The sequence below is a fragment of the Methanobrevibacter sp. genome (assembly GCF_045112895.1).
In the GTDB taxonomy this organism is placed as follows: domain Archaea; phylum Methanobacteriota; class Methanobacteria; order Methanobacteriales; family Methanobacteriaceae; genus Methanocatella.
In genome coordinates this window covers 1-17,398 of sequence record NZ_JBGUIH010000026.1, presented here as the reverse complement: position 1 = coordinate 17,398, position 17,398 = coordinate 1, and the positions used below count along the sequence as shown (strand labels likewise).

The following is a 17,398-nucleotide window of genomic DNA, read 5'->3' as shown; positions in this document are numbered from 1 at the left end:
AGAATGCCATGGGCCGGACTTGAACCAGCGACATCTAGATCTTCAGTCTAGCGTTCTCCCATCTGAACTACCATGGCATATGGACCGAACGAGATTCGAACTCGTGATCTCCTCCACGTCAAAGAGGAATCATACCCCTAGACCACCGGTCCTATACAACATACTATAATTTGAAAAAAGTAATATATAAAGTTTTCTTAGTTGAATAGAACAAGGAGTAATAAAATAAAAAAATAAAAAAAATTGACCAAGAAAATGGCCAATAGATTTTATTATCTAAGCTTTTTTTTGAAAATAACTAATTAGTAAATCTATTTGATTGCTAATTTGATATCTTCAGCTTTTACAGTTTTTCTACCAGCGTGGCGTGCGAAATTAACAGCTTTTTGTGCGATTTCGTCACCTTTTTCTTCTAATGCTTCAGCTAATGCAATTTTTGCATCATCACTAATTCTTTGTGCGCCAGCATTTTTTAAGATACGACCGACTGGTGCGATTGGTAATTCACTCATTATGACACCTCCAATTAAATGATAGTACACGATAGTATATAAAGGTATCGGTAAAAATGCTTATTATTCCCCCATATTTTAACATATGAACTGATAGAATATGCTTTTCAAATTTAGAAAAAAATATAAGAATTATATAAGATTAAAGGATAAAAATTGACAATAATCTGAAAATAAGAATACATACAAAAAATAAAAATTAATCGTTCAATAATTCGCTTTTAAGATATGTGGCAGTTGCTTCGGTTATTTTTACTTTAACAAAAGTACCTAACTCAACATCTTCAACAATAACTGGAATATATGAATCTGTTTTAGCAATGAATCCTCCTTTAGAGCCTACTTCAACAACCAAAACATTTTGAATAGAACCAATCAAATCCCGGTTCTCATCTTCTGTTATTTTTGATTTAATTTCAGATAAAAATTTTGATCTTTTTCTCATGATTTCGGGTGGAATTTCACGAAGTGAAGATGAAATTGCCCCTTTTCTATGTTGATATTTTGATAAATGAATTATGCTTGGCTTAATTTCTTCAAGCAATTTCACGGTTAAATCAAAATCGTCATCACTTTCAGTAGGATATCCAACAATAATATCTACAGCCAAGGTTATATCTGGAATCTCTTTTTTAAATTTTGATACAATTTCCAAGTATTGAGACAATGTATGGCCTCTTCTCATATCGGATAAAACTTTATCACTTCCGGATTGAACAGGCAAATGAATGAAATTATATACATTTGGATGTTTCATTGCATCGATTATTTCATCAACATCATTTAAAATATTTTTAGGATGCATCATTCCAACACGGACACGGAAATCTCCATCTAAATTGGCCACCTCTTTAATTAAATCAGATAGTTTCTCTCCACTGTCCCGACCAAAAGCGGCAGTGTCTTGGGCAGTAAGCTGAATTTCACAAGCGCCATTTTCAATAGCTTTTTTTGCTTCGGCTTTAATGTCCTCAATCGGATAACTATTTAATGGTCCGCGAGCAAAACGAGTGCAGCAAAATGTGCATGCTCCCAGACAACCTTCACAGATTTGAATAATATGAATTAATCCATCATCAGTTACTTTAGGAACTCCAACTTTAGATTCTTTTGAAAATCCGCATTCACGAATGACCTCTCCACAATAAGCGCCGCTGACAACATCAAAAGCCTTATTCAATTGATGAGGACCTATCCATGAACAGTTAGGTCCAACCTTATCCAGTTTCTCAGGATCGATTTCAACCATGCATCCACCGATGATGATTTTCTTATCCGGAAACTCCTCCTGAAGTTTTTGAATTCTATACGTTACCTTATTCTCAGTAGGCAGTTTAACATAACAGGTATTTACAATAACAACATCCGCTTCATCGATAGAATCGACAATATCCACTTCATTTTCTTTCAGATTGCCAGCAATTATCTGTCCATCGGCTTTGTTAAAGGTACATCCATAAGATTCAATATATACTTTCATCAATTTCACTCTATGAAGTCTTTTTAAAAATGTCTTTTGTTAAATCATAATCAAAATTACTGAATTTAACGGGTTTTGAATAAACTCTTTTAATTACACCCGCTTTTGCAAATCCTGAAGTCAATTTTCTCTCTTGAGTTTTGATAACATGAACTTTGACGATATGCTTATCAATTTTTACAATATCTCCTGGAGCAATTTCAAAATCCCTATCCAAATCTAACTTATAGGAATCAACTTCCCCATGTAAATCCACTGAAAATCCTATGCGTGCCGGAATTTCAATAGATGAAGCCCAAATTGTATCCACATCTTCAAGTTTAGCTTCGCTAACCCTTTTGTCTTTAATTTCTATGCCTGTCACTTCAACTTGACCCAACTCAGTAAGCAGAATATCGCCACATTTCAGTTCATCACTTGGAGACAAATCAATAGTGGTCTTACGTGATTTTTCTTGCTCTGAAATGATTAATCTATAAGGTTTAGGTTTTTTTGCTGAAATGACATCTTTGAAAACATGACCGCAATCCTCACATTTCAATAAATATTCTTCCATGAATTTTTTCTTGGAGGATTTCTGCTTTGAATTCAAAACTTCAAGTTCATCAGAACCGCAAATAGGACATTCCATTTTTCTGCCTCCTACTCCTCTTTAAGATAATGGTTGACTAAACCACCATCCTCCAAAATATTTAACATAAAGTCTTTAAAAGGTTCGAAAGTCTTAGATTCGCCGGTTGTTTCATTGACCAGAATCCCTTTTGACAAATCAATGCTTAAAATATCCCCGTCTTTAGCTTCAATATCGCTAACAATAACGGGCAAACCAATGTTTATTGCATTCCTGTAAAAAATCCTTGCAAAAGATTTGGCGACAATTGCATCTACACCTGCAGTCTTAATGGCCACAGGAGCTTGTTCTCTTGATGAACCGCAACCGAAGTTTTCATCCGCAACAATAATGTCTCCTTTCTTAACATTTTTAGTAAAGTCGGGACGTTCTCCTTCCAATACGTGATCCGCTAAATCTTGAGGGTTGAATGTTCTTAAATATCTTCCGGGAATAATCACATCTGTGTCGATGTTTTCCCCAAAAGTCCATGTTTTTCCTTTAATAATATCCATTTATACCACTATAAAATTGATTTAAAAAAATGAGTATTTGGGAGAACCCCAAATACAAAATAAGTAAGGTGATTTAAAAATTAATTTATTTCTTTTGTTTTAAGGGTGTTGAAAATTCCTGTTCTACTCCTTCACGATACATAGAGTTCATAGTACAGAATGGGATAATTCTGCCGTCCGGTGTTGCATAGTGAATAACACATTTTTTAACTCTGTCTTCATCAAAGTTGAATGGATCCATGAAATGCATACATGAAATAAGCATTGCATCTTTGGAAAACTCTCCTAAAGCTTCATATGACCTTTTATAGAAAACATTAATAAGAATTTTTGTGAAATCTAAGTTTTCAGGAGATCTGCTCGGATGCACCAATCTTGGAATCCATTTGGCTGCACTAGCTAAAACTTTCTTTTTAGCCCCGAATTTTCCTTCAATAATTGTATCGGCATATTCATCCAATTTATTAAATAAGTCTTCAACATCAACAAAGTCAGTGATTGGTATTAACTTATCCTTACCCGGACCTTCAGTTTTTTCTCTAAATATGTAAGTACCTACACCACAGTGTTGGTGGCAGTTTAAAGTTACTTTAGGCACCTCACAACCGTCTAAAGCAGATATGAACCTTGCAATCGGTTCAACAGCAGAAGGTGGGTAAAATGCGTCATGTGAAACCTGACCGTCAGTTTCTTTTTCAATGATGTTTATGAAATCGGGAATAGTGATTCTTTGAGATTCGACCTCATCAGCAGGAGTTCTTCCAGAAAATGAAACCGGTTGGAAGTTAACTCCATAAATTATATCATTATTGTCAAATGCAAACTTGATAATTTCACCAACTTGTTGGTCGTTGACTCCTTTAATTAATGTAGGGACAAGCACTACACCCAAATTTGCTTTTCTACAGTTTTCAATAGCTTTTAACTTTATATCAAGCAAATCTTTTCCTTTGTTTTTGATATATGGTTCTGAAGTAACTCCTTCAAAGGATAAATAAACTGTGTTTAATCCTGCTGCTTTTAATTGTTCTGCAAGATTTTCTCGTCTAGCCAGCCTTAAACCGTTTGTAGCGATTTGGACATGGGAAAATCCTTCTTCCTTAGCCATTTCAATAAGCTCTATGATGTCTTTTCTAACGGTTGGTTCACCGCCGGCATATTGAATTGCATGGCAGGGGTTAGGTTTTAAACTTCTCAAATTCTTAAGCATTTGCCTAATTTCTTCTTGAGTAGGTTCATATAAGTATCCTGCAGCCGCTGCATTTGCAAAACAAACCGGGCATTTTAAATTACACCTATTAGTCACATCAATTAAACCTAAAACTGTTGAGGTCTCATGTTTAGAACATAATCCGCAGTTACTTGGGCAAGTACCAGTATCCTCAACATTAGGATTTTCTACAGACAAAACTGATGGTGTGAAATTTTCTGCCCTATCATATAAATCCTTATCACCCCAATAAGTATTTACAAACTCCCCATGTTCGTCACAAGTTTTTTTAATGAAGACTTTGCCATCCTCATCATACACTTCTGCATCAAGAGGTTTGCCACACTCTGGGCATAAACTTTTTGTATTTTTAATTTTCAAAAAATCACCTTAACTAACAAAATGTTAAAATTATTAGTATTACTATTATAAACTATTATATATTTGAACTAATTTAATATTTAAACTTAATTAATATATATTAGTTTAACAATAAGTATTAATGTGAAAAAATAAAATAGAATGGAGAAAATTCAATGATTAACATTCAAATGTTATTAATTGCATGCGTTACAACATTATATTTCATTCTCCCCGCATATTTTTCCAACGGTAGCGGACTACTATTTGGAGGAGGCCTGCCATTGGACTTTGGAAAATCCGATAAAAATGGAAATCGATGGATTGGAGATGGAGTTACCTGGAGAGGATTGGCAGCCGGAACTATAGTCGGAACATTGACCGGTGCAGTTCAAGGAATTATCGCCCCTTACATAATTCAAACATTTGGCCAATATATTATGACTCCAATAGTTACAAACCTCCCTGAAGGAATCTTGATTGGATTTTTACTTGGTTTTGGAGCTCTTTTAGGTGATGCAATAGGCAGTTTTTTAAAAAGGAGACTTGGAATTGGGAGAGGAAACCCCGCTCCATTTTTAGATCAGCTTGACTTTATAATCGTCGCATTGATTCTGGTTTCATTTGTTGTGAAACTTGATTTATTGGTTATTGTACTTGCAATTATCCTCACATTATTTTTCCATTTGCTAACAAATACCGGCGCTTATCTGCTTGGTTTGAAAGATGTTTGGTACTAATTTTAAAAAAAGAGTTTAAGAGGATACAATCCTCTAATTTAAATATTTATTCATCATTATTGCGGTTCCGACTGCAGGTGCAACGACACACTCTTCATCAGTCAGTATATCACCCATAGATTTAACTTCCAAACCTAAAGATTCCGCTGCAGGTTTATCTAAAATATCTTTTCCAAGGCCGGTTACTACAATCAAATCAAGGTTTTGGGCTTCAACAACTTGTTTTAAACCGTCAGCGATTTGAGAGATTTGCTTTTTGTGAATGAATTTTGAGATTTCAACAATATCGTCCATTGATAACATATCTAAATCAGCACATACTACACGTGCAATCCTTTGGGCGCAATCAATTTTTGATTTGCTGTCACCATCAAAAGTGTCGCATACATAATCTTCAGGCTTAATCAGGTCCAGGACTGTATAAACATCAGCAGTTTGTGCAAATAATTCAGAAGCCACCCGATATTCTTTTCCATCAAATTCAATCTTATCCAGAAAGCTTGCAAGATTGGTTCTTAACGTTCCGGTATAAACCAATTCACCGGTAGCGGACCTTTCAAAGTCAGATTTTCCGATTGCACATTCCTTACCGTCCTTAATTGGAATGATGTCTGTTGTTGTGCTTCCGGTATCTATGAATATGCAATTATCGGATATCAATGTGGCTATTTGAACTGTTGCAATCCAATTTGCGGCAGCCGCTTTAAGTGGAGTCTCATTAATCTCCTCTTTTGACAGCATTCCATCGATTCCAACATAGGCAATCGGGCAGTCGAATGTTTGTTCACATTTTTTAACAACATCCAAAACGCCTTCTTTTTTAGTGTCATATGCATCGACAAGTTCTGCAGTCATTGAAATACCCACTGCATCAATCTCCGAAATCGGACATATCTTTTCAATCAGTTCGACTAGAACCCTTGACAAATCATCATTATTGCTCCACATTGGAAGATATTCGAAATCGACTTCGATGCTTTTAATTTCTTCCCCTTCGAAGTCAATTACTGCAAGGTCAGTATTTGCACCGCCAATATCAAATCCCGCTACTTTCATTTTATACTCTCCTAATCACTAATGAATCGCCAGATTTTTTAAATTCGACTTCGCCATCGAGTGAAACATCCAGATCTTCAATGCTTATCTCACCGTCAAGCAGTTCAATAACGGTTTTTCCAATGTTGAAGTTAGCAATCTTATTCAATCCCACATATGGAGTTGTGAATCTTGAGTTTATTTCCAAAAGGTAAACTGAATAGATATCTTTTTCATCAGCATTAATCAATAAATCCACACCAACAAATCCTTTAATCCCATCAATAGCTTCAACTGCCTTTGTTGCAATTTCAAATGCCTCATCCTTATATTTGCTTTCATAAGGCAATTTACCGCCAACATATACTCCCTTATCACCTGTAAGTTCAATGAATTGTTTGTTTAAGCTAATCGGAATTGCCTTTTTGCCGTCGGAAATCAGGCTAACGCTTATGTCTTCACCTTCTATATACTCCTGAACAAGGATTCTGGAACCCGGAACAAATATCTTATCTAAATCCAAGGTCAAGTCTTCAATATTTTCAATAAGAATGATGTTTTCACAATCAACACCAATTAATGGTTTTATGATTAATTTTAAAGGAGTTAACGGGTCTTCAGCCTGCCATCTTTCATGCAAATTTTCAATTGCCCTTTTCCAATATCCTTTTGGATCTATCTTAAACTTGAATGACCTTGGCTGCGGAACGATATTGAAAAGCTCTTCATAAGTTTGATATTTATCCGAAGATTTTAAACATGCCTCAGCTGAAGAGGTATATGTCCTTACATTGTTTTCTTCCAGAATTCTAGTGATGTTGTATAGATTGTTATTGTTTTCAGCCGCTATGAAAATGGCTTTATTAAACTTTGATGCATTATCTTCAAGCCATTGAATAATGTCTTCATCTATTAGAATAGCATTGACATTTTCATAATCCTTTACAATATCTTCATAAGAGCTGTTAATGACCAGATCAATATTGTAATCTTTCAAATCGTTTACCAAGTCAAAAATCAATGCTTCAGCTTCGGAGATAATGGATCTGTCCTTTTCGCCTGAAGCAGTGAAATACTCAAATACTAAAATTGAATCATTCTCGTTTGTCATAACTAATCATCATACCATTTAAATTTAATTCGTCATTTGGAAATATCATTTCCTCTCCATCAAATACCATATGAATCAAGGCATTTTCCTTTTCTTCAAATTCATTTACAGTGATATCCTCTTTTATCTCTGCCATCTTTCTTGTAAATGAAGTCATTATATCTTCTGGAGCCTTGATGTCTAATAATCCTTCATCATAATATCTTTCAATTGCATCAACTGTCAATTTTGCAGCATTGCCCTGGCCATAAGGGTTAGGGGCATTCTTCATCCTGTCTTCAAATTCCTTATCGGATAAGATTCTTCTAGCATTTTCCAATATCGCTTCTTTATTAGTGCCGACAAGAATGTTTCCTCCTGCAGTCACGGTTTCCGGCCTTTCCGTATTATACCTTAAAGTTAATGCCGGAACATTCAATGTGATTGCCTCTTCCTGAAGGCCCCCGGAATCTGTTAATATCAAAGTTGATTTGGAAGTTAAAAGTAAGAAATCCAAATATCCTAAAGGTTTTATAACATGAACATGCTCCAGATTGTTTAATTCATCAAACAGGCCGAAACTCTCCAATGTATTTTTGGTTCTTGGATGGATTGGGAATATAATATTCATGTCATCCAATTCCTTAAGGGCATCGATGATATCAATTACTCTTTCTTTTACATCAACATTTTCAGCCCTATGCATTGTTAAAGTTAAAATATTATACATATTCTCAATATCTAAACTCTTTAGAGATTCATTTTCAAATCCTCTTTTTTCGGCCAGTTCGAGATGCCTAAAGCAAGCATCAACAACCGTATTGCCTGTAATGAATAAATTCTTATGGGAAAAACCTTCAGCTAAAAGATTGATTGCTGATTCTTCAGTGGGGATGAAATACATTACCGAGCAGACATCAGCAACTCTGCGGTTGATTTCTTCAGGCATTGTCATGTCAAAAGACCTGAGTCCTGATTCAACATGTCCAACAGCAATATGCAGCTTTGAAGCAACTAATGCACCAGCTAAAACCGCATTGGTATCTCCTTGGACCAGTACAATATCCGGCTTTTCATCTAAAAGAATCTCCTCAATTCCTTCCATCATCAATCCTGTTTGCTTTCCATGAGTTCCAGATCCAACATGGATATTATAATCAGGAGTTGGAATTTCCAAATCCTTAAAAAAAGTATCGGACATCTCATCATCATAATGTTGGCCGGTGTGTAAAACAACTTGATTGATATCCCTTTTAGAGATTTCATCGATTATAGGAGCCATTTTAATAATTTCAGGCCTAGTCCCTAAGATAGTTGCTATTTTCATAATATCACTAATAATACATTATATACCTTATACTATAAATACAAAGGAAAGATTTCATGAAAATTTTATTATATGACAATCCATCAAAGATAATAATTGATGAAAACTAGAATCCAGTATATCGACACGCTACGATTTATTGCCATAATCTCTGTTATTGCAATCCATAGCTTTGGAATATGCAGCGGCGAAATACTGAATTTTGAAACTAAAAGCCTGAATCAAGCTTTTCATTTTGCTGTTCCACTTTTTCTAATGATTACTGGAACCCTATTTTTAAATAAGGACATCAATTTGAAGGAATTCTTTAAAAAAAGATTTGTAAGGATACTGATTCCATTAATGTTTTTTACCGCAATTGTCTTCATATTATTTAATAGGATTAATGTATTTTCATATTATTGGTATTCCTGGATGATTTTGGGCGTTATTTTTGCAATTCCCATTATCAATAAATTCATCCAACATGCCACAGACGAGGAAATCACATACTATATTGTGATTTTCATAATCTTTTCAATAATACAGCAATTATGCGGCATTTTTAAAATCAGATATGCGCTGGACATATCATTTTTCATAACTCCAGTTTCCTATTTGATTTTAGGGTATTGTTTAGCTAATGTGAATATTGAAAAACATCAAAACAAGCTTTTGATAGTTTGTATCGCATTATTTATAATATCCACATTAATTAAAATCAGAACAGGCAGTTTCAGATTTACAGATGAAATCTATACGTATTTAGATTTGAGCTTGCTTCAGATAATCCAAGCATCATCCTTGTTCTTATTTATCAGATGCCTATACCAATATAAGATCTCCAAAGGCATATTGGAAAATAACGTTTTGAAAAGATTTATTCTATCCGTAAGCAGATCAAGCTATGGAATGTATCTGATACAGCAGCCACTGATCTTTCAAGTGATTTATCCATATACAAAAACATTGCATCTGACCGGAAGCCAATCATTGGCATTGACCATTTCAATAATAATTCTGGTGTCACTGATATCATGGATTGCTGTTTTGATACTCTCAAAAATCCCCATTCTGGAAAAAATATCCGGATATCACTGATGCAAGTCATTCAAACTTTTTATCATGGACTCACGAATGGCGTATCTTTTCTGCAAGTCACTTAAAGAATCAACCAAGTCACGCCTGAATCTCTCGCAGGCATAATCATCATATGTGAATTTGATTCCGTCATACTGTATATCCATCAAAATCAGATATTCAGCTTCCATGACTTTAATATATGCCCTTGGTTCATCTTCTGTAGGATTTAATAATCTTTCCACTTCATCCAAATCCATTTTCCCGATAGCCACATCCACAAAGACCCTCATCATCTTTCTGACCATATTCCATAAAAATGACTCTCCATAAATATCAATGAATATTGGAGAGATTGTATCATGAAGATTTGGGAATTCCCTTTTGTGATAATCATCCAGATTAACCTTTGTAATCTTAATATCATCTATTGTTCTTGTAGTTGTCTTTTGAAACCTTTTTGTAAAATTAGTGAAGTTATGGGTTCCTTTAAACAGCTCTGCAACCTCATTAAGCCTATCAATATCCAAATCCTGGAACAACATATAGCGATATTGCCTCATTTGAGCATATCTTGGCTTGAAGGCATAACGAACTGGAGCACTGGCTAAAATCTGAATATCATCCGGCAGGGAATTGTTGATTTCATTAACTCGAACTTCCTTTTCTGATTGAAAGCTGATTACATTGCCCAGACTGTGAACACCTGCATCAGTTCTTCCTGCTATTCTAAATCGGGACTTCTTCAAATCATCAATGTAGTCGAGTTTGCGCAAGTGATATATCAATTCCTCTTCGACAGTCCTTAAATCCGGCTGTCTTTGAAACCCGTGAAAATTAGTTCCGATATATCCGATTTTTAGTGCTGTTCTCTTCATTAATATAATATTTGGCGCAATATAAAATAAGTTTTTAGGAATTAATCCTAAAATTAAAACAGATTTTTCACCATGTGATTGGTTTCATCATAGTCGTCTTCTTCGACAGTTATTTCATAGCCTATAGATTTCCAGAATGCCATTGCTGCCTCAAGATATCTGTGAGTGTTCAGATATATCCTAATATAATGGTGCTCACGAGCAAACTCCTCTATAAGATTTACAAGCCTGCGTGCAAGTCCGTGTCTTCTATAATCTTCGTCAACCATCAGTCTCCAGATGGCTGCAGTATTCTCTTTTGTGTATATTCCTCTAAAAAATTCATAATCCTTATCATAGGCTCTGATGGCTGCCGTAGCAACTATTTTATCACCATCATAGGCTGCAAAAAAGGCATTGTCTGGAGGCAATACATAATATTCCATAATCCCTTCAATATCATAATGAAATTTAGGAGTGGGACCAATGCCATAAACCTTCCTAATTTGGCAGTATAAGAACTTTTTCGCCTCTTCAATATCCGAAGGATTGTCACTGAGTTTCTTAATGGTAAAATTCATAATATCACTTAAAATCTAAAAAAATAATAATAGAGAAATTATGAAAATTTCTCTTATTCTTGTGCAGTTTCAGGATTGAGTAACTTTTCAACATTTTCCCCAATGAAGTCAAATAACAATACAACAATCAATAATGACATACCTGGGTAAAATGCCAACCACCAATATCCGGAGGATAAGTAGTGCATTGATTCAGACAAGATTACACCAATAGCAGGCTCATGAGGAGGCAAACCGAATCCTAAAAATGTGATTGCCGCTTCGTGCATGATAGCATGAGGGAACATTAAAATAACTCCAACAATAATCTGGGAAACTATCAATGGGAGAATGTGTTTTGTGGCTATCCACACTTTTGATCTGCCTAGATTTTCTGCTAAATGAATGTACTCTTTTGTTCTGATTTCCTTTACTTCAGACCTTAAAACCCTTGCAAGCGGAGTCCAATGTGTCAAACCTACACCCATAATTACACCAATAACTCCTCCACCGAACATGATGGAAACGAGAATAATCAGAAGGATGTGAGGTATTGAACCGAACAGATCAATGATTCCTGCAACACATTCGTCGGCGAATTTATTGAAACTTGAAAACAATCCAAGAGCAATAGAAATGAAAGTACTTATTACAGATGCAATGAATCCCACCATAATACTTAATCCAAGACCTGCAATGGTTCTCTGAAACATGTCTCTTCCCATCCAATCGGTACCGAAAAGATGTTGAAGTGAAGGCATTTGATTAGCATCAACAAAGCTTGTCGGTATGTCTCTAATGAAATAACCGGAAACAAATATTGTTATGATAACCAATGCTGAAAGAGCAATAATGACAAGAGTCTTTGTCCTGAGATTTGCAGAGTATACAAACCACTGCTTTTTATCATCAGCTTCTCTTTTCTTAATCATTGAATTCACTCTCCTTGATTCTTGGGTCAATTAAGTAATAAGAGATATCTGCAAGCAAGTTACCGACAAATACAAATATTGCACTGAATATTACAATTCCTAAAAATAGCGGAACATCACTGTTAAGACCTGCCGCTACTGCGGTCTGTCCGACACCTGGATATGTGAATACCTGCTCTACAAGAACTGCTCCTCCAAACAATTCACTGAAAGATAAGAATTGTAATGTTACTGCAGGTAACAAAATGTTTCTTATTCCGTGGTTCTTTACTAAATCCCAACCTTTTTCTCCTCTGGATTTTGCAAACAGTACATAATCAGAAGATAAGACTTGAATTAATTCATTACGTGTATACATTGCAATCGGCGCTAATCCCACAAGGCTCAATGTTAACGCAGGAAGCACTAGTCTTGATGCCCATTCCATAAATGTCGCATCGGTACTTTTTACACCTATTGGAACACCGAATCCTATTGGGAACCATCCTAAATAAACAGCAAATACCATCAATACAAGCATTCCTACCCAAAAGGATGGTGCGGATTGAATTGCATAACAGTAAATTTTTACTGCTTTATCAATCCAGGACCCCTTGTTTTTACCAGCTACAACACCCATTGCAAAACCGATTAATCCACTGAATATCCATGAAATGGCCATCAACACCATGGAAGCGGAAGCCTTATCAATTATGATGTCAATAACCGGTGCACGGTATATCAAAGAGGTTCCTAAATCAAAATGTATTAAATCCATTAACCAATGGAAAATTTTTGTAGTCAATGGGACATTAGTACCAAAATAATTTTGAAGGATTTGTCTTTGCGCTTCTGATACTGCAGCTTGCCTTAAATAAGCATTAACCGGATCAATAGGGGATAAATCTATTAATATGAAACTAAAAATTGAAACAACCAGCATTAAAACTATAAAACGTACTAACTTGTAACCAAAAAATTTTAATAATTGCTTTCTATTCAAGTAAAGAGACCCCCTTCAACAATTTTTAAAAAAAAATAAAAAAAAGGAAAAAATATTTAATTAAGCTGTGGAATTGGTTCTAGTCCAATCACAGATGTTAATTAATATATCGTTTCCTAATCCATCAGGTTGTTCACCAATATCGATTCCATCTTTAATGAAGTAGTTGTAGTCGTAGTTGACAAGCCATGCGAATGGAGCATCACCAGCAGGACCCCAACCTCCGCCGTTAACGAGAGCGGATTGAGACCATAATGTGTTAGCTGCATCCAAATCACTTGAATGCATTGCATCATCCATTAATTTGTCGGAAGCTGTATTATTGTATAAGTTAGGGTTCATGTAGAATCCGTCAGCTTCTTTACTGTGATATTGTTGATAGATGGATTTGTATGGGTCTGGAGAAGTTTGTTGCATTACTGCAGCTGAAGAGTACATATTATTATAAATAGTATCCCAGTCAGCACCAACTAAGTTAACTTCAATTCCAATGTCTTTTGCTTGTTCAGCAAATACTGTTGCTAAAGATTGTCTGTCAAGGTAATCAGGTGGGTAGTATAAATCGAATGATGCTTTTACACCATCTTTTTCGACAATTCCGTCACCATCAGTGTCTGTCCATCCGCCTTCTTTTAAGATTTCTTTTGCTCTATCAGGATCGGCATCTTGTACTTTAGCATCAGGGTTTGCATAGTCTCTTGTATCTACACTGGTATATTCAGGAGAAGCGTGTCCAGCGAATATGTCATCACACATTTTCTGACGGTCTACACCGACATTTAATGCTTCTCTAATTGCTTTATCAGCAGTTACATTGTTACCTATTTTGACGGTTCCGTTCCAAGTTTCTCCAGTGTCATTTTGATAAGGGAAGGAGATACCTTGTGCCCTACCGGCAGATTTTTCAACAAATTGGTATCCGTCAACAGTTTGGTTCAATGCAGAGGTTGCTACAGGAACTACATCCACATCACCGGATTTAGCTAATTCTAACCAAGTTGCTTCTTCAGGGAATAATACAGTAAGTTGAGTGAAGTATGGCTTTTTATCATAATAATTATCATTTATTTTGAATATAGCTTGTTGACCTTTATCCCAGTGGTCTAATACATAAGGTCCGGTACCAATTGGTTCAGAACCATAAGTTTCATTGTTATATGAATCAGATGGTACGATACCTACATATCTTAAATCATAAATGAATGTTGATCTAGGTTCAACTAAAGTGAATTCAACAGTTTCATTGTCAGTAGCTTCGACTTTTTCAATGTTTGTTAAATCTAATTCGGATTCTGTTTCTTTTGCAGTGTTAAATGTAAATGCTACATCTTCTGCATCAAAAGTAGAATTGTCTGAGAATTTAACATCATCTCTTACATGTACTGTCCATTTCTTTCCATCATCACTAATTGAGTAATCAGTGGCAAGATCAGGGACAATATCACCATCTTTATCTGTTTTAAATAAACAGCTTTGTACTAAAGGATTATAGTTTTGGTGTCCGCATCCCCAACCAACAAGCGGGCTGAAACCTGCTTCTGGTTCCTTAATGTTACTGTGTGCAGCTACAGTTAAGTGAGTAGGGTCATCATCATGATTTCCACCCATTAAAGCCATAGCGCAACCAACAATAACAATAATTGCAGCGATAGCACCAATAATCATCATTGTTTTTTTATCCATAACTTTTCACCATTATCCGTAAATCATATTAAAATAAAAGTATTACTTTTTTCAAATAAAATGCTTAATTAGTAATACTTTTTAATATTATTTTAATATTATTTTATATTTTATAATAATACGTATAAAAATATATTTATTACTTTTGAAATTTGATTGATTAATAAAAACTTATTAACAATAACTGGAAGAATGTAAACAGTTGAATAACTTAATTATAATGAAAGTTATACACTCTAATAAAAAACTAGTGTAAAAAGTAATATAAAAAAGAAAACCCGTTTTATGAAAAGTAATACAAAACCTAAATTTAAATACGATTAATTTTAAAATATCGCTTATGGCTCTATCTCTTAAACTTAAAAGATTCTTATTAAAAAATGGCGCAACGGAAGTGGGCTTTGCAGACATCACCAATTTTACGCCAAAACCTGGATTAAACACCGGAGTTGTCTTTTATATAACCTATCCAAAAGAAATTATAAGAAATATGCAGAATGCACCAACACCCGAATATCTTGAAGAGTTAATTAGTCTAAATTCCAGATTGGATACCCTTGGAATGAAATGTGAAGAGTTTTTAATAGATGAAGGGTATAATGCATATGCCCAAACAAAAAAAAGATTAGGAACTGATTTTGGAGAATTCAACTCCTTTGAACTGCCCCACAAAACCATTGCTACACGTGCCGGACTTGGATGGATTGGGAAATCCGCCTTGTTTACAACAAAAAATTACGGATCCGCATTAAGATTATCTTCAGTTCTAACGGACGCCCCATTGGAAATCGGAAAGCCCATACTAAAATCAAGATGCGGAAAATGCATGGACTGCAGGGATGCATGCCCAGGAGGAGCAATAAGCGGGAAAGAATGGAATTATAGGCTTAAAAGAAATGAATTTTATGATGATAAGAAATGTGAAAAATATGCCCTGCAAGTCTCCGAGGAAAATCTGGGAAAAGCTGACACAGTATGCGGAAAATGCATCTACGCCTGCCCCCACACACAAAAATATATCAAAAAATTATAATGTTACGGCATACTTGAAATCATCTGCCTGGGGATTGATTTCCAATTCATGAATCTGTTTATCCATATGGACTGTTTCAAGCTCATCATTTGAATCTAAAGCAACAACAAAACCCATTTTTGTCCAGAATTCGATAGCTCCATCCAGATTTTTATGAGTATGCAGATAAATGTCATTATAACCTGCCTGATTTGCAAAATTTTCAGCTATAGTGAACATTTTTGATGCAAGACCGCAACGTCTGCATCTCCTATCGACAAAAAGTCTCCAAATACTTGAAGTTGTGTCTTTAGAATACAAATGCCTAAATTCTGGGAAATCCTTATCATAGGCCCTTATACCAATAGTTGCTATGATTTCACCAGTTTCTTCAAAATAAGCGACATAAAAGTTATTCTTTTCGGGATTAATATAATATTCATCTATTTCAACAATATCCTGATGCCATTCAGGAACATAGTCATAACCAAATTCCTTTTTAATCATGCCGAATAAAAATTCTTGAACATTATCAATTTCTTCTGAGTCATTTGTCAATTCCCGAATAATCACATTCATTTTAAACACCAGTTGAAAGTATTACTTAAGACGCGTATTTTATTCAAATAGTAATACTTTTTTATAAATTTTGAATAACTTTTAATATTGATAAGGTACAAAATAATATATAAAATTTATCATTTGATTATCTCAAAATGATTTAAGGTGATTTAATGGATAAGCTATTAGACGTTGAAAATGTTTCAATTTCATTTATTCAATATACAAAAGGATTAAATCAAAGGGACCTAAAAGTTATCACCGATTTAACCCTTGACATATCTGAAGGAGAAATATTGGCAGTATTAGGTTCAAGTGGATCAGGAAAAAGCCTTCTTGCACACGCAATTTTCGGAATCCTACCAGAAAACGCAAACCTAAACGGGAAAATCAAATACAAAGGAAAAGAACTATCACAAAAAGACAAAGAAGAAATCAGAGGAAAAGACATTGTACTCGTTCCTCAATCAGTAAACTTCCTTGACCCGCTGATGAAAATTTCAGACCAAGCGATTGGACACACCGAATCTGATGCTGAAAAAAAGGAAAAGAAAATCAAACAAAGAGAAATCTTCGAACATTACAACTTAGGTCCTGAAGTAGACGACATGTACCCATTCCAACTATCCGGAGGAATGGCAAGAAGAGTGCTTGTCTCAACAGCATTATTATCTGATCCTAAATTAGTCGTTGCTGACGAACCGACACCCGGACTCGACCAAAAAACAGTAGAAGAAACACTAAACCACTTCAAACACATGAAAGAAGATGGAATAGGAGTGCTACTGATTACACACGACATCCACGCAGCACTCGAAGTGGCAGACAGAATCGGAATCTTCTACTCAGGATACGTAATCGAAATCGCACTCA

At 35.0% G+C, this 17,398-nt stretch carries 18 protein-coding genes and 2 tRNA genes; 4 read left to right on the top strand and 16 right to left on the bottom strand.

What is annotated here, in order from left to right:
* Positions 1 to 4 precede the first annotated feature (4 nt).
* The 7 genes from ACJMLD_RS05710 to tes all read right to left on the bottom strand — a co-directional run bounded on the left by ACJMLD_RS05710 (position 5) and on the right by tes (position 4,708).
* Positions 5 to 77: transfer RNA gene (locus tag ACJMLD_RS05710), tRNA-Phe, on the bottom strand.
* 3 nt (positions 78 to 80) lie between these two features.
* A tRNA-Val gene (locus ACJMLD_RS05705) sits at positions 81 to 152 on the bottom strand.
* Between the two features lie 159 nt (positions 153 to 311).
* Entirely contained in the window at positions 312 to 512 is a 201-nt protein-coding gene (locus ACJMLD_RS05700) for a histone family protein (RefSeq protein ID WP_042691314.1), read from the bottom strand.
* Positions 513 to 711: 199 nt separating this feature from the next.
* Complete coding sequence (locus ACJMLD_RS05695; RefSeq protein ID WP_405269039.1) at positions 712 to 1,992, bottom strand: tRNA (N(6)-L-threonylcarbamoyladenosine(37)-C(2))-methylthiotransferase; 1,281 nt, start codon at positions 1,990 to 1,992, stop codon at positions 712 to 714.
* Between the two features lie 10 nt (positions 1,993 to 2,002).
* Positions 2,003 to 2,623, bottom strand: a complete 621-nt coding sequence (locus tag ACJMLD_RS05690) for an HVO_0476 family zinc finger protein (RefSeq protein WP_405269032.1) — start codon at positions 2,621 to 2,623, stop codon at positions 2,003 to 2,005.
* Positions 2,624 to 2,634: 11 nt separating this feature from the next.
* On the bottom strand, positions 2,635 to 3,117 hold the full coding sequence (gene hacB, locus ACJMLD_RS05685; protein WP_405269029.1) for a homoaconitase small subunit: 483 nt from the start codon (positions 3,115 to 3,117) through the stop codon (positions 2,635 to 2,637).
* Positions 3,118 to 3,202: 85 nt separating this feature from the next.
* A complete protein-coding gene (gene tes / locus ACJMLD_RS05680; protein ID WP_405269026.1) occupies positions 3,203 to 4,708 on the bottom strand; it encodes a tetraether lipid synthase Tes in 1,506 nt (501 codons plus the stop codon).
* Between the two features lie 155 nt (positions 4,709 to 4,863).
* On the opposite strand from tes, the gene ACJMLD_RS05675 reads away from it, so the two are divergent.
* Positions 4,864 to 5,427 carry a CDP-2,3-bis-(O-geranylgeranyl)-sn-glycerol synthase gene (locus ACJMLD_RS05675; RefSeq protein WP_405269023.1) on the top strand — a complete coding sequence of 188 codons (564 nt, stop codon included), beginning with the start codon at positions 4,864 to 4,866 and terminating at the stop codon, positions 5,425 to 5,427.
* A 33-nt stretch (positions 5,428 to 5,460) separates the two neighbouring features.
* Here the strand turns inward: ACJMLD_RS05675 and ACJMLD_RS05670 are convergent, their stop codons facing one another.
* From ACJMLD_RS05670 to wecB, 3 genes are read right to left on the bottom strand one after another with little or no spacing between them, the layout of a single operon-like run.
* Entirely contained in the window at positions 5,461 to 6,483 is a 1,023-nt protein-coding gene (locus tag ACJMLD_RS05670) for a hydantoinase/oxoprolinase family protein (RefSeq protein ID WP_405269020.1), read from the bottom strand.
* 1 nt (position 6,484) lies between these two features.
* Complete coding sequence (locus ACJMLD_RS05665) at positions 6,485 to 7,573, bottom strand: ATP-grasp domain-containing protein (protein ID WP_405269018.1); 1,089 nt, start codon at positions 7,571 to 7,573, stop codon at positions 6,485 to 6,487.
* On the bottom strand, positions 7,557 to 8,879 hold the full coding sequence (gene wecB / locus ACJMLD_RS05660; RefSeq protein ID WP_405269015.1) for a non-hydrolyzing UDP-N-acetylglucosamine 2-epimerase: 1,323 nt from the start codon (positions 8,877 to 8,879) through the stop codon (positions 7,557 to 7,559). Before wecB ends, ACJMLD_RS05665 begins: the two co-directional genes overlap by 17 nt.
* A gap of 99 nt (positions 8,880 to 8,978) precedes the next feature.
* Here wecB and ACJMLD_RS05655 point away from each other — a divergent pair, with 99 nt between their 5' ends.
* A complete protein-coding gene (locus tag ACJMLD_RS05655) occupies positions 8,979 to 9,959 on the top strand; it encodes an acyltransferase (RefSeq protein ID WP_405269012.1) in 981 nt (326 codons plus the stop codon).
* Here the strand turns inward: ACJMLD_RS05655 and truA are convergent.
* The 5 genes from truA to ACJMLD_RS05630 form a co-directional block, all read right to left on the bottom strand.
* Positions 9,953 to 10,816 carry a tRNA pseudouridine(38-40) synthase TruA gene (truA, locus tag ACJMLD_RS05650; protein ID WP_405269009.1) on the bottom strand — a complete coding sequence of 288 codons (864 nt, stop codon included), beginning with the start codon at positions 10,814 to 10,816 and terminating at the stop codon, positions 9,953 to 9,955. The genes ACJMLD_RS05655 and truA overlap by 7 nt on opposite strands.
* A 53-nt stretch (positions 10,817 to 10,869) precedes the next feature.
* The gene (locus tag ACJMLD_RS05645) at positions 10,870 to 11,376 is read right to left on the bottom strand and encodes a GNAT family N-acetyltransferase (protein ID WP_405269006.1); all 507 of its coding nucleotides are present in this window, start codon (positions 11,374 to 11,376) and stop codon (positions 10,870 to 10,872) included.
* A 53-nt stretch (positions 11,377 to 11,429) separates the two neighbouring features.
* A complete protein-coding gene (locus ACJMLD_RS05640; protein WP_405269003.1) occupies positions 11,430 to 12,287 on the bottom strand; it encodes an ABC transporter permease in 858 nt (285 codons plus the stop codon).
* Positions 12,280 to 13,209 (bottom strand): ABC transporter permease, encoded by a 930-nt coding sequence (locus ACJMLD_RS05635; RefSeq protein WP_405269043.1) that lies wholly within the window; start codon positions 13,207 to 13,209, stop codon positions 12,280 to 12,282. Before ACJMLD_RS05635 ends, ACJMLD_RS05640 begins: the two co-directional genes overlap by 8 nt.
* 120 nt (positions 13,210 to 13,329) lie before the next feature.
* The gene (locus ACJMLD_RS05630; protein WP_405269001.1) at positions 13,330 to 14,952 is read right to left on the bottom strand and encodes an ABC transporter substrate-binding protein; all 1,623 of its coding nucleotides are present in this window, start codon (positions 14,950 to 14,952) and stop codon (positions 13,330 to 13,332) included.
* A 340-nt stretch (positions 14,953 to 15,292) separates the two neighbouring features.
* On the opposite strand from ACJMLD_RS05630, the gene ACJMLD_RS05625 reads away from it, so the two are divergent.
* The gene (locus ACJMLD_RS05625; protein ID WP_405268998.1) at positions 15,293 to 15,985 is read left to right on the top strand and encodes a 4Fe-4S double cluster binding domain-containing protein; all 693 of its coding nucleotides are present in this window, start codon (positions 15,293 to 15,295) and stop codon (positions 15,983 to 15,985) included.
* On the opposite strand, the gene ACJMLD_RS05620 is transcribed toward ACJMLD_RS05625, so the two are convergent.
* Positions 15,980 to 16,543 (bottom strand): GNAT family N-acetyltransferase, encoded by a 564-nt coding sequence (locus ACJMLD_RS05620; protein WP_405268996.1) that lies wholly within the window; start codon positions 16,541 to 16,543, stop codon positions 15,980 to 15,982. The genes ACJMLD_RS05625 and ACJMLD_RS05620 overlap by 6 nt on opposite strands.
* 155 nt (positions 16,544 to 16,698) lie before the next feature.
* Here ACJMLD_RS05620 and ACJMLD_RS05615 point away from each other — a divergent pair.
* A partial coding sequence (locus tag ACJMLD_RS05615) for an ATP-binding cassette domain-containing protein (protein ID WP_405268993.1) occupies positions 16,699 to 17,398 on the top strand: 700 nt, incomplete at its 3' end.

Excerpts from the sequence above, each read along its gene's own strand:
- ACJMLD_RS05700 (WP_042691314.1), bottom strand. The coding sequence starts at position 512 with ATGAGTGAATTACCAATCGCACCAGTCGGTCGTATCTTAAAAAATGCT.
- ACJMLD_RS05695 (WP_405269039.1), bottom strand. The coding sequence starts at position 1,992 with ATGAAAGTATATATTGAATCTTATGGATGTACCTTTAACAAAGCCGAT.
- ACJMLD_RS05690 (WP_405269032.1), bottom strand. The coding sequence starts at position 2,623 with ATGGAATGTCCTATTTGCGGTTCTGATGAACTTGAAGTTTTGAATTCA.
- hacB (WP_405269029.1), bottom strand. The coding sequence starts at position 3,117 with ATGGATATTATTAAAGGAAAAACATGGACTTTTGGGGAAAACATCGAC.
- ACJMLD_RS05675 (WP_405269023.1), top strand. The coding sequence starts at position 4,864 with ATGATTAACATTCAAATGTTATTAATTGCATGCGTTACAACATTATAT.
- ACJMLD_RS05670 (WP_405269020.1), bottom strand. The coding sequence starts at position 6,483 with ATGAAAGTAGCGGGATTTGATATTGGCGGTGCAAATACTGACCTTGCA.
- ACJMLD_RS05665 (WP_405269018.1), bottom strand. The coding sequence starts at position 7,573 with ATGACAAACGAGAATGATTCAATTTTAGTATTTGAGTATTTCACTGCT.
- wecB (WP_405269015.1), bottom strand. The coding sequence starts at position 8,879 with ATGAAAATAGCAACTATCTTAGGGACTAGGCCTGAAATTATTAAAATG.
- ACJMLD_RS05655 (WP_405269012.1), top strand. The coding sequence starts at position 8,979 with ATGAAAACTAGAATCCAGTATATCGACACGCTACGATTTATTGCCATA.
- truA (WP_405269009.1), bottom strand. The coding sequence starts at position 10,816 with ATGAAGAGAACAGCACTAAAAATCGGATATATCGGAACTAATTTTCAC.
- ACJMLD_RS05645 (WP_405269006.1), bottom strand. The coding sequence starts at position 11,376 with ATGAATTTTACCATTAAGAAACTCAGTGACAATCCTTCGGATATTGAA.
- ACJMLD_RS05640 (WP_405269003.1), bottom strand. The coding sequence starts at position 12,287 with ATGATTAAGAAAAGAGAAGCTGATGATAAAAAGCAGTGGTTTGTATAC.
- ACJMLD_RS05635 (WP_405269043.1), bottom strand. The coding sequence starts at position 13,209 with ATGCTGGTTGTTTCAATTTTTAGTTTCATATTAATAGATTTATCCCCT.
- ACJMLD_RS05630 (WP_405269001.1), bottom strand. The coding sequence starts at position 14,952 with ATGGATAAAAAAACAATGATGATTATTGGTGCTATCGCTGCAATTATT.
- ACJMLD_RS05625 (WP_405268998.1), top strand. The coding sequence starts at position 15,293 with ATGGCTCTATCTCTTAAACTTAAAAGATTCTTATTAAAAAATGGCGCA.
- ACJMLD_RS05620 (WP_405268996.1), bottom strand. The coding sequence starts at position 16,543 with ATGAATGTGATTATTCGGGAATTGACAAATGACTCAGAAGAAATTGAT.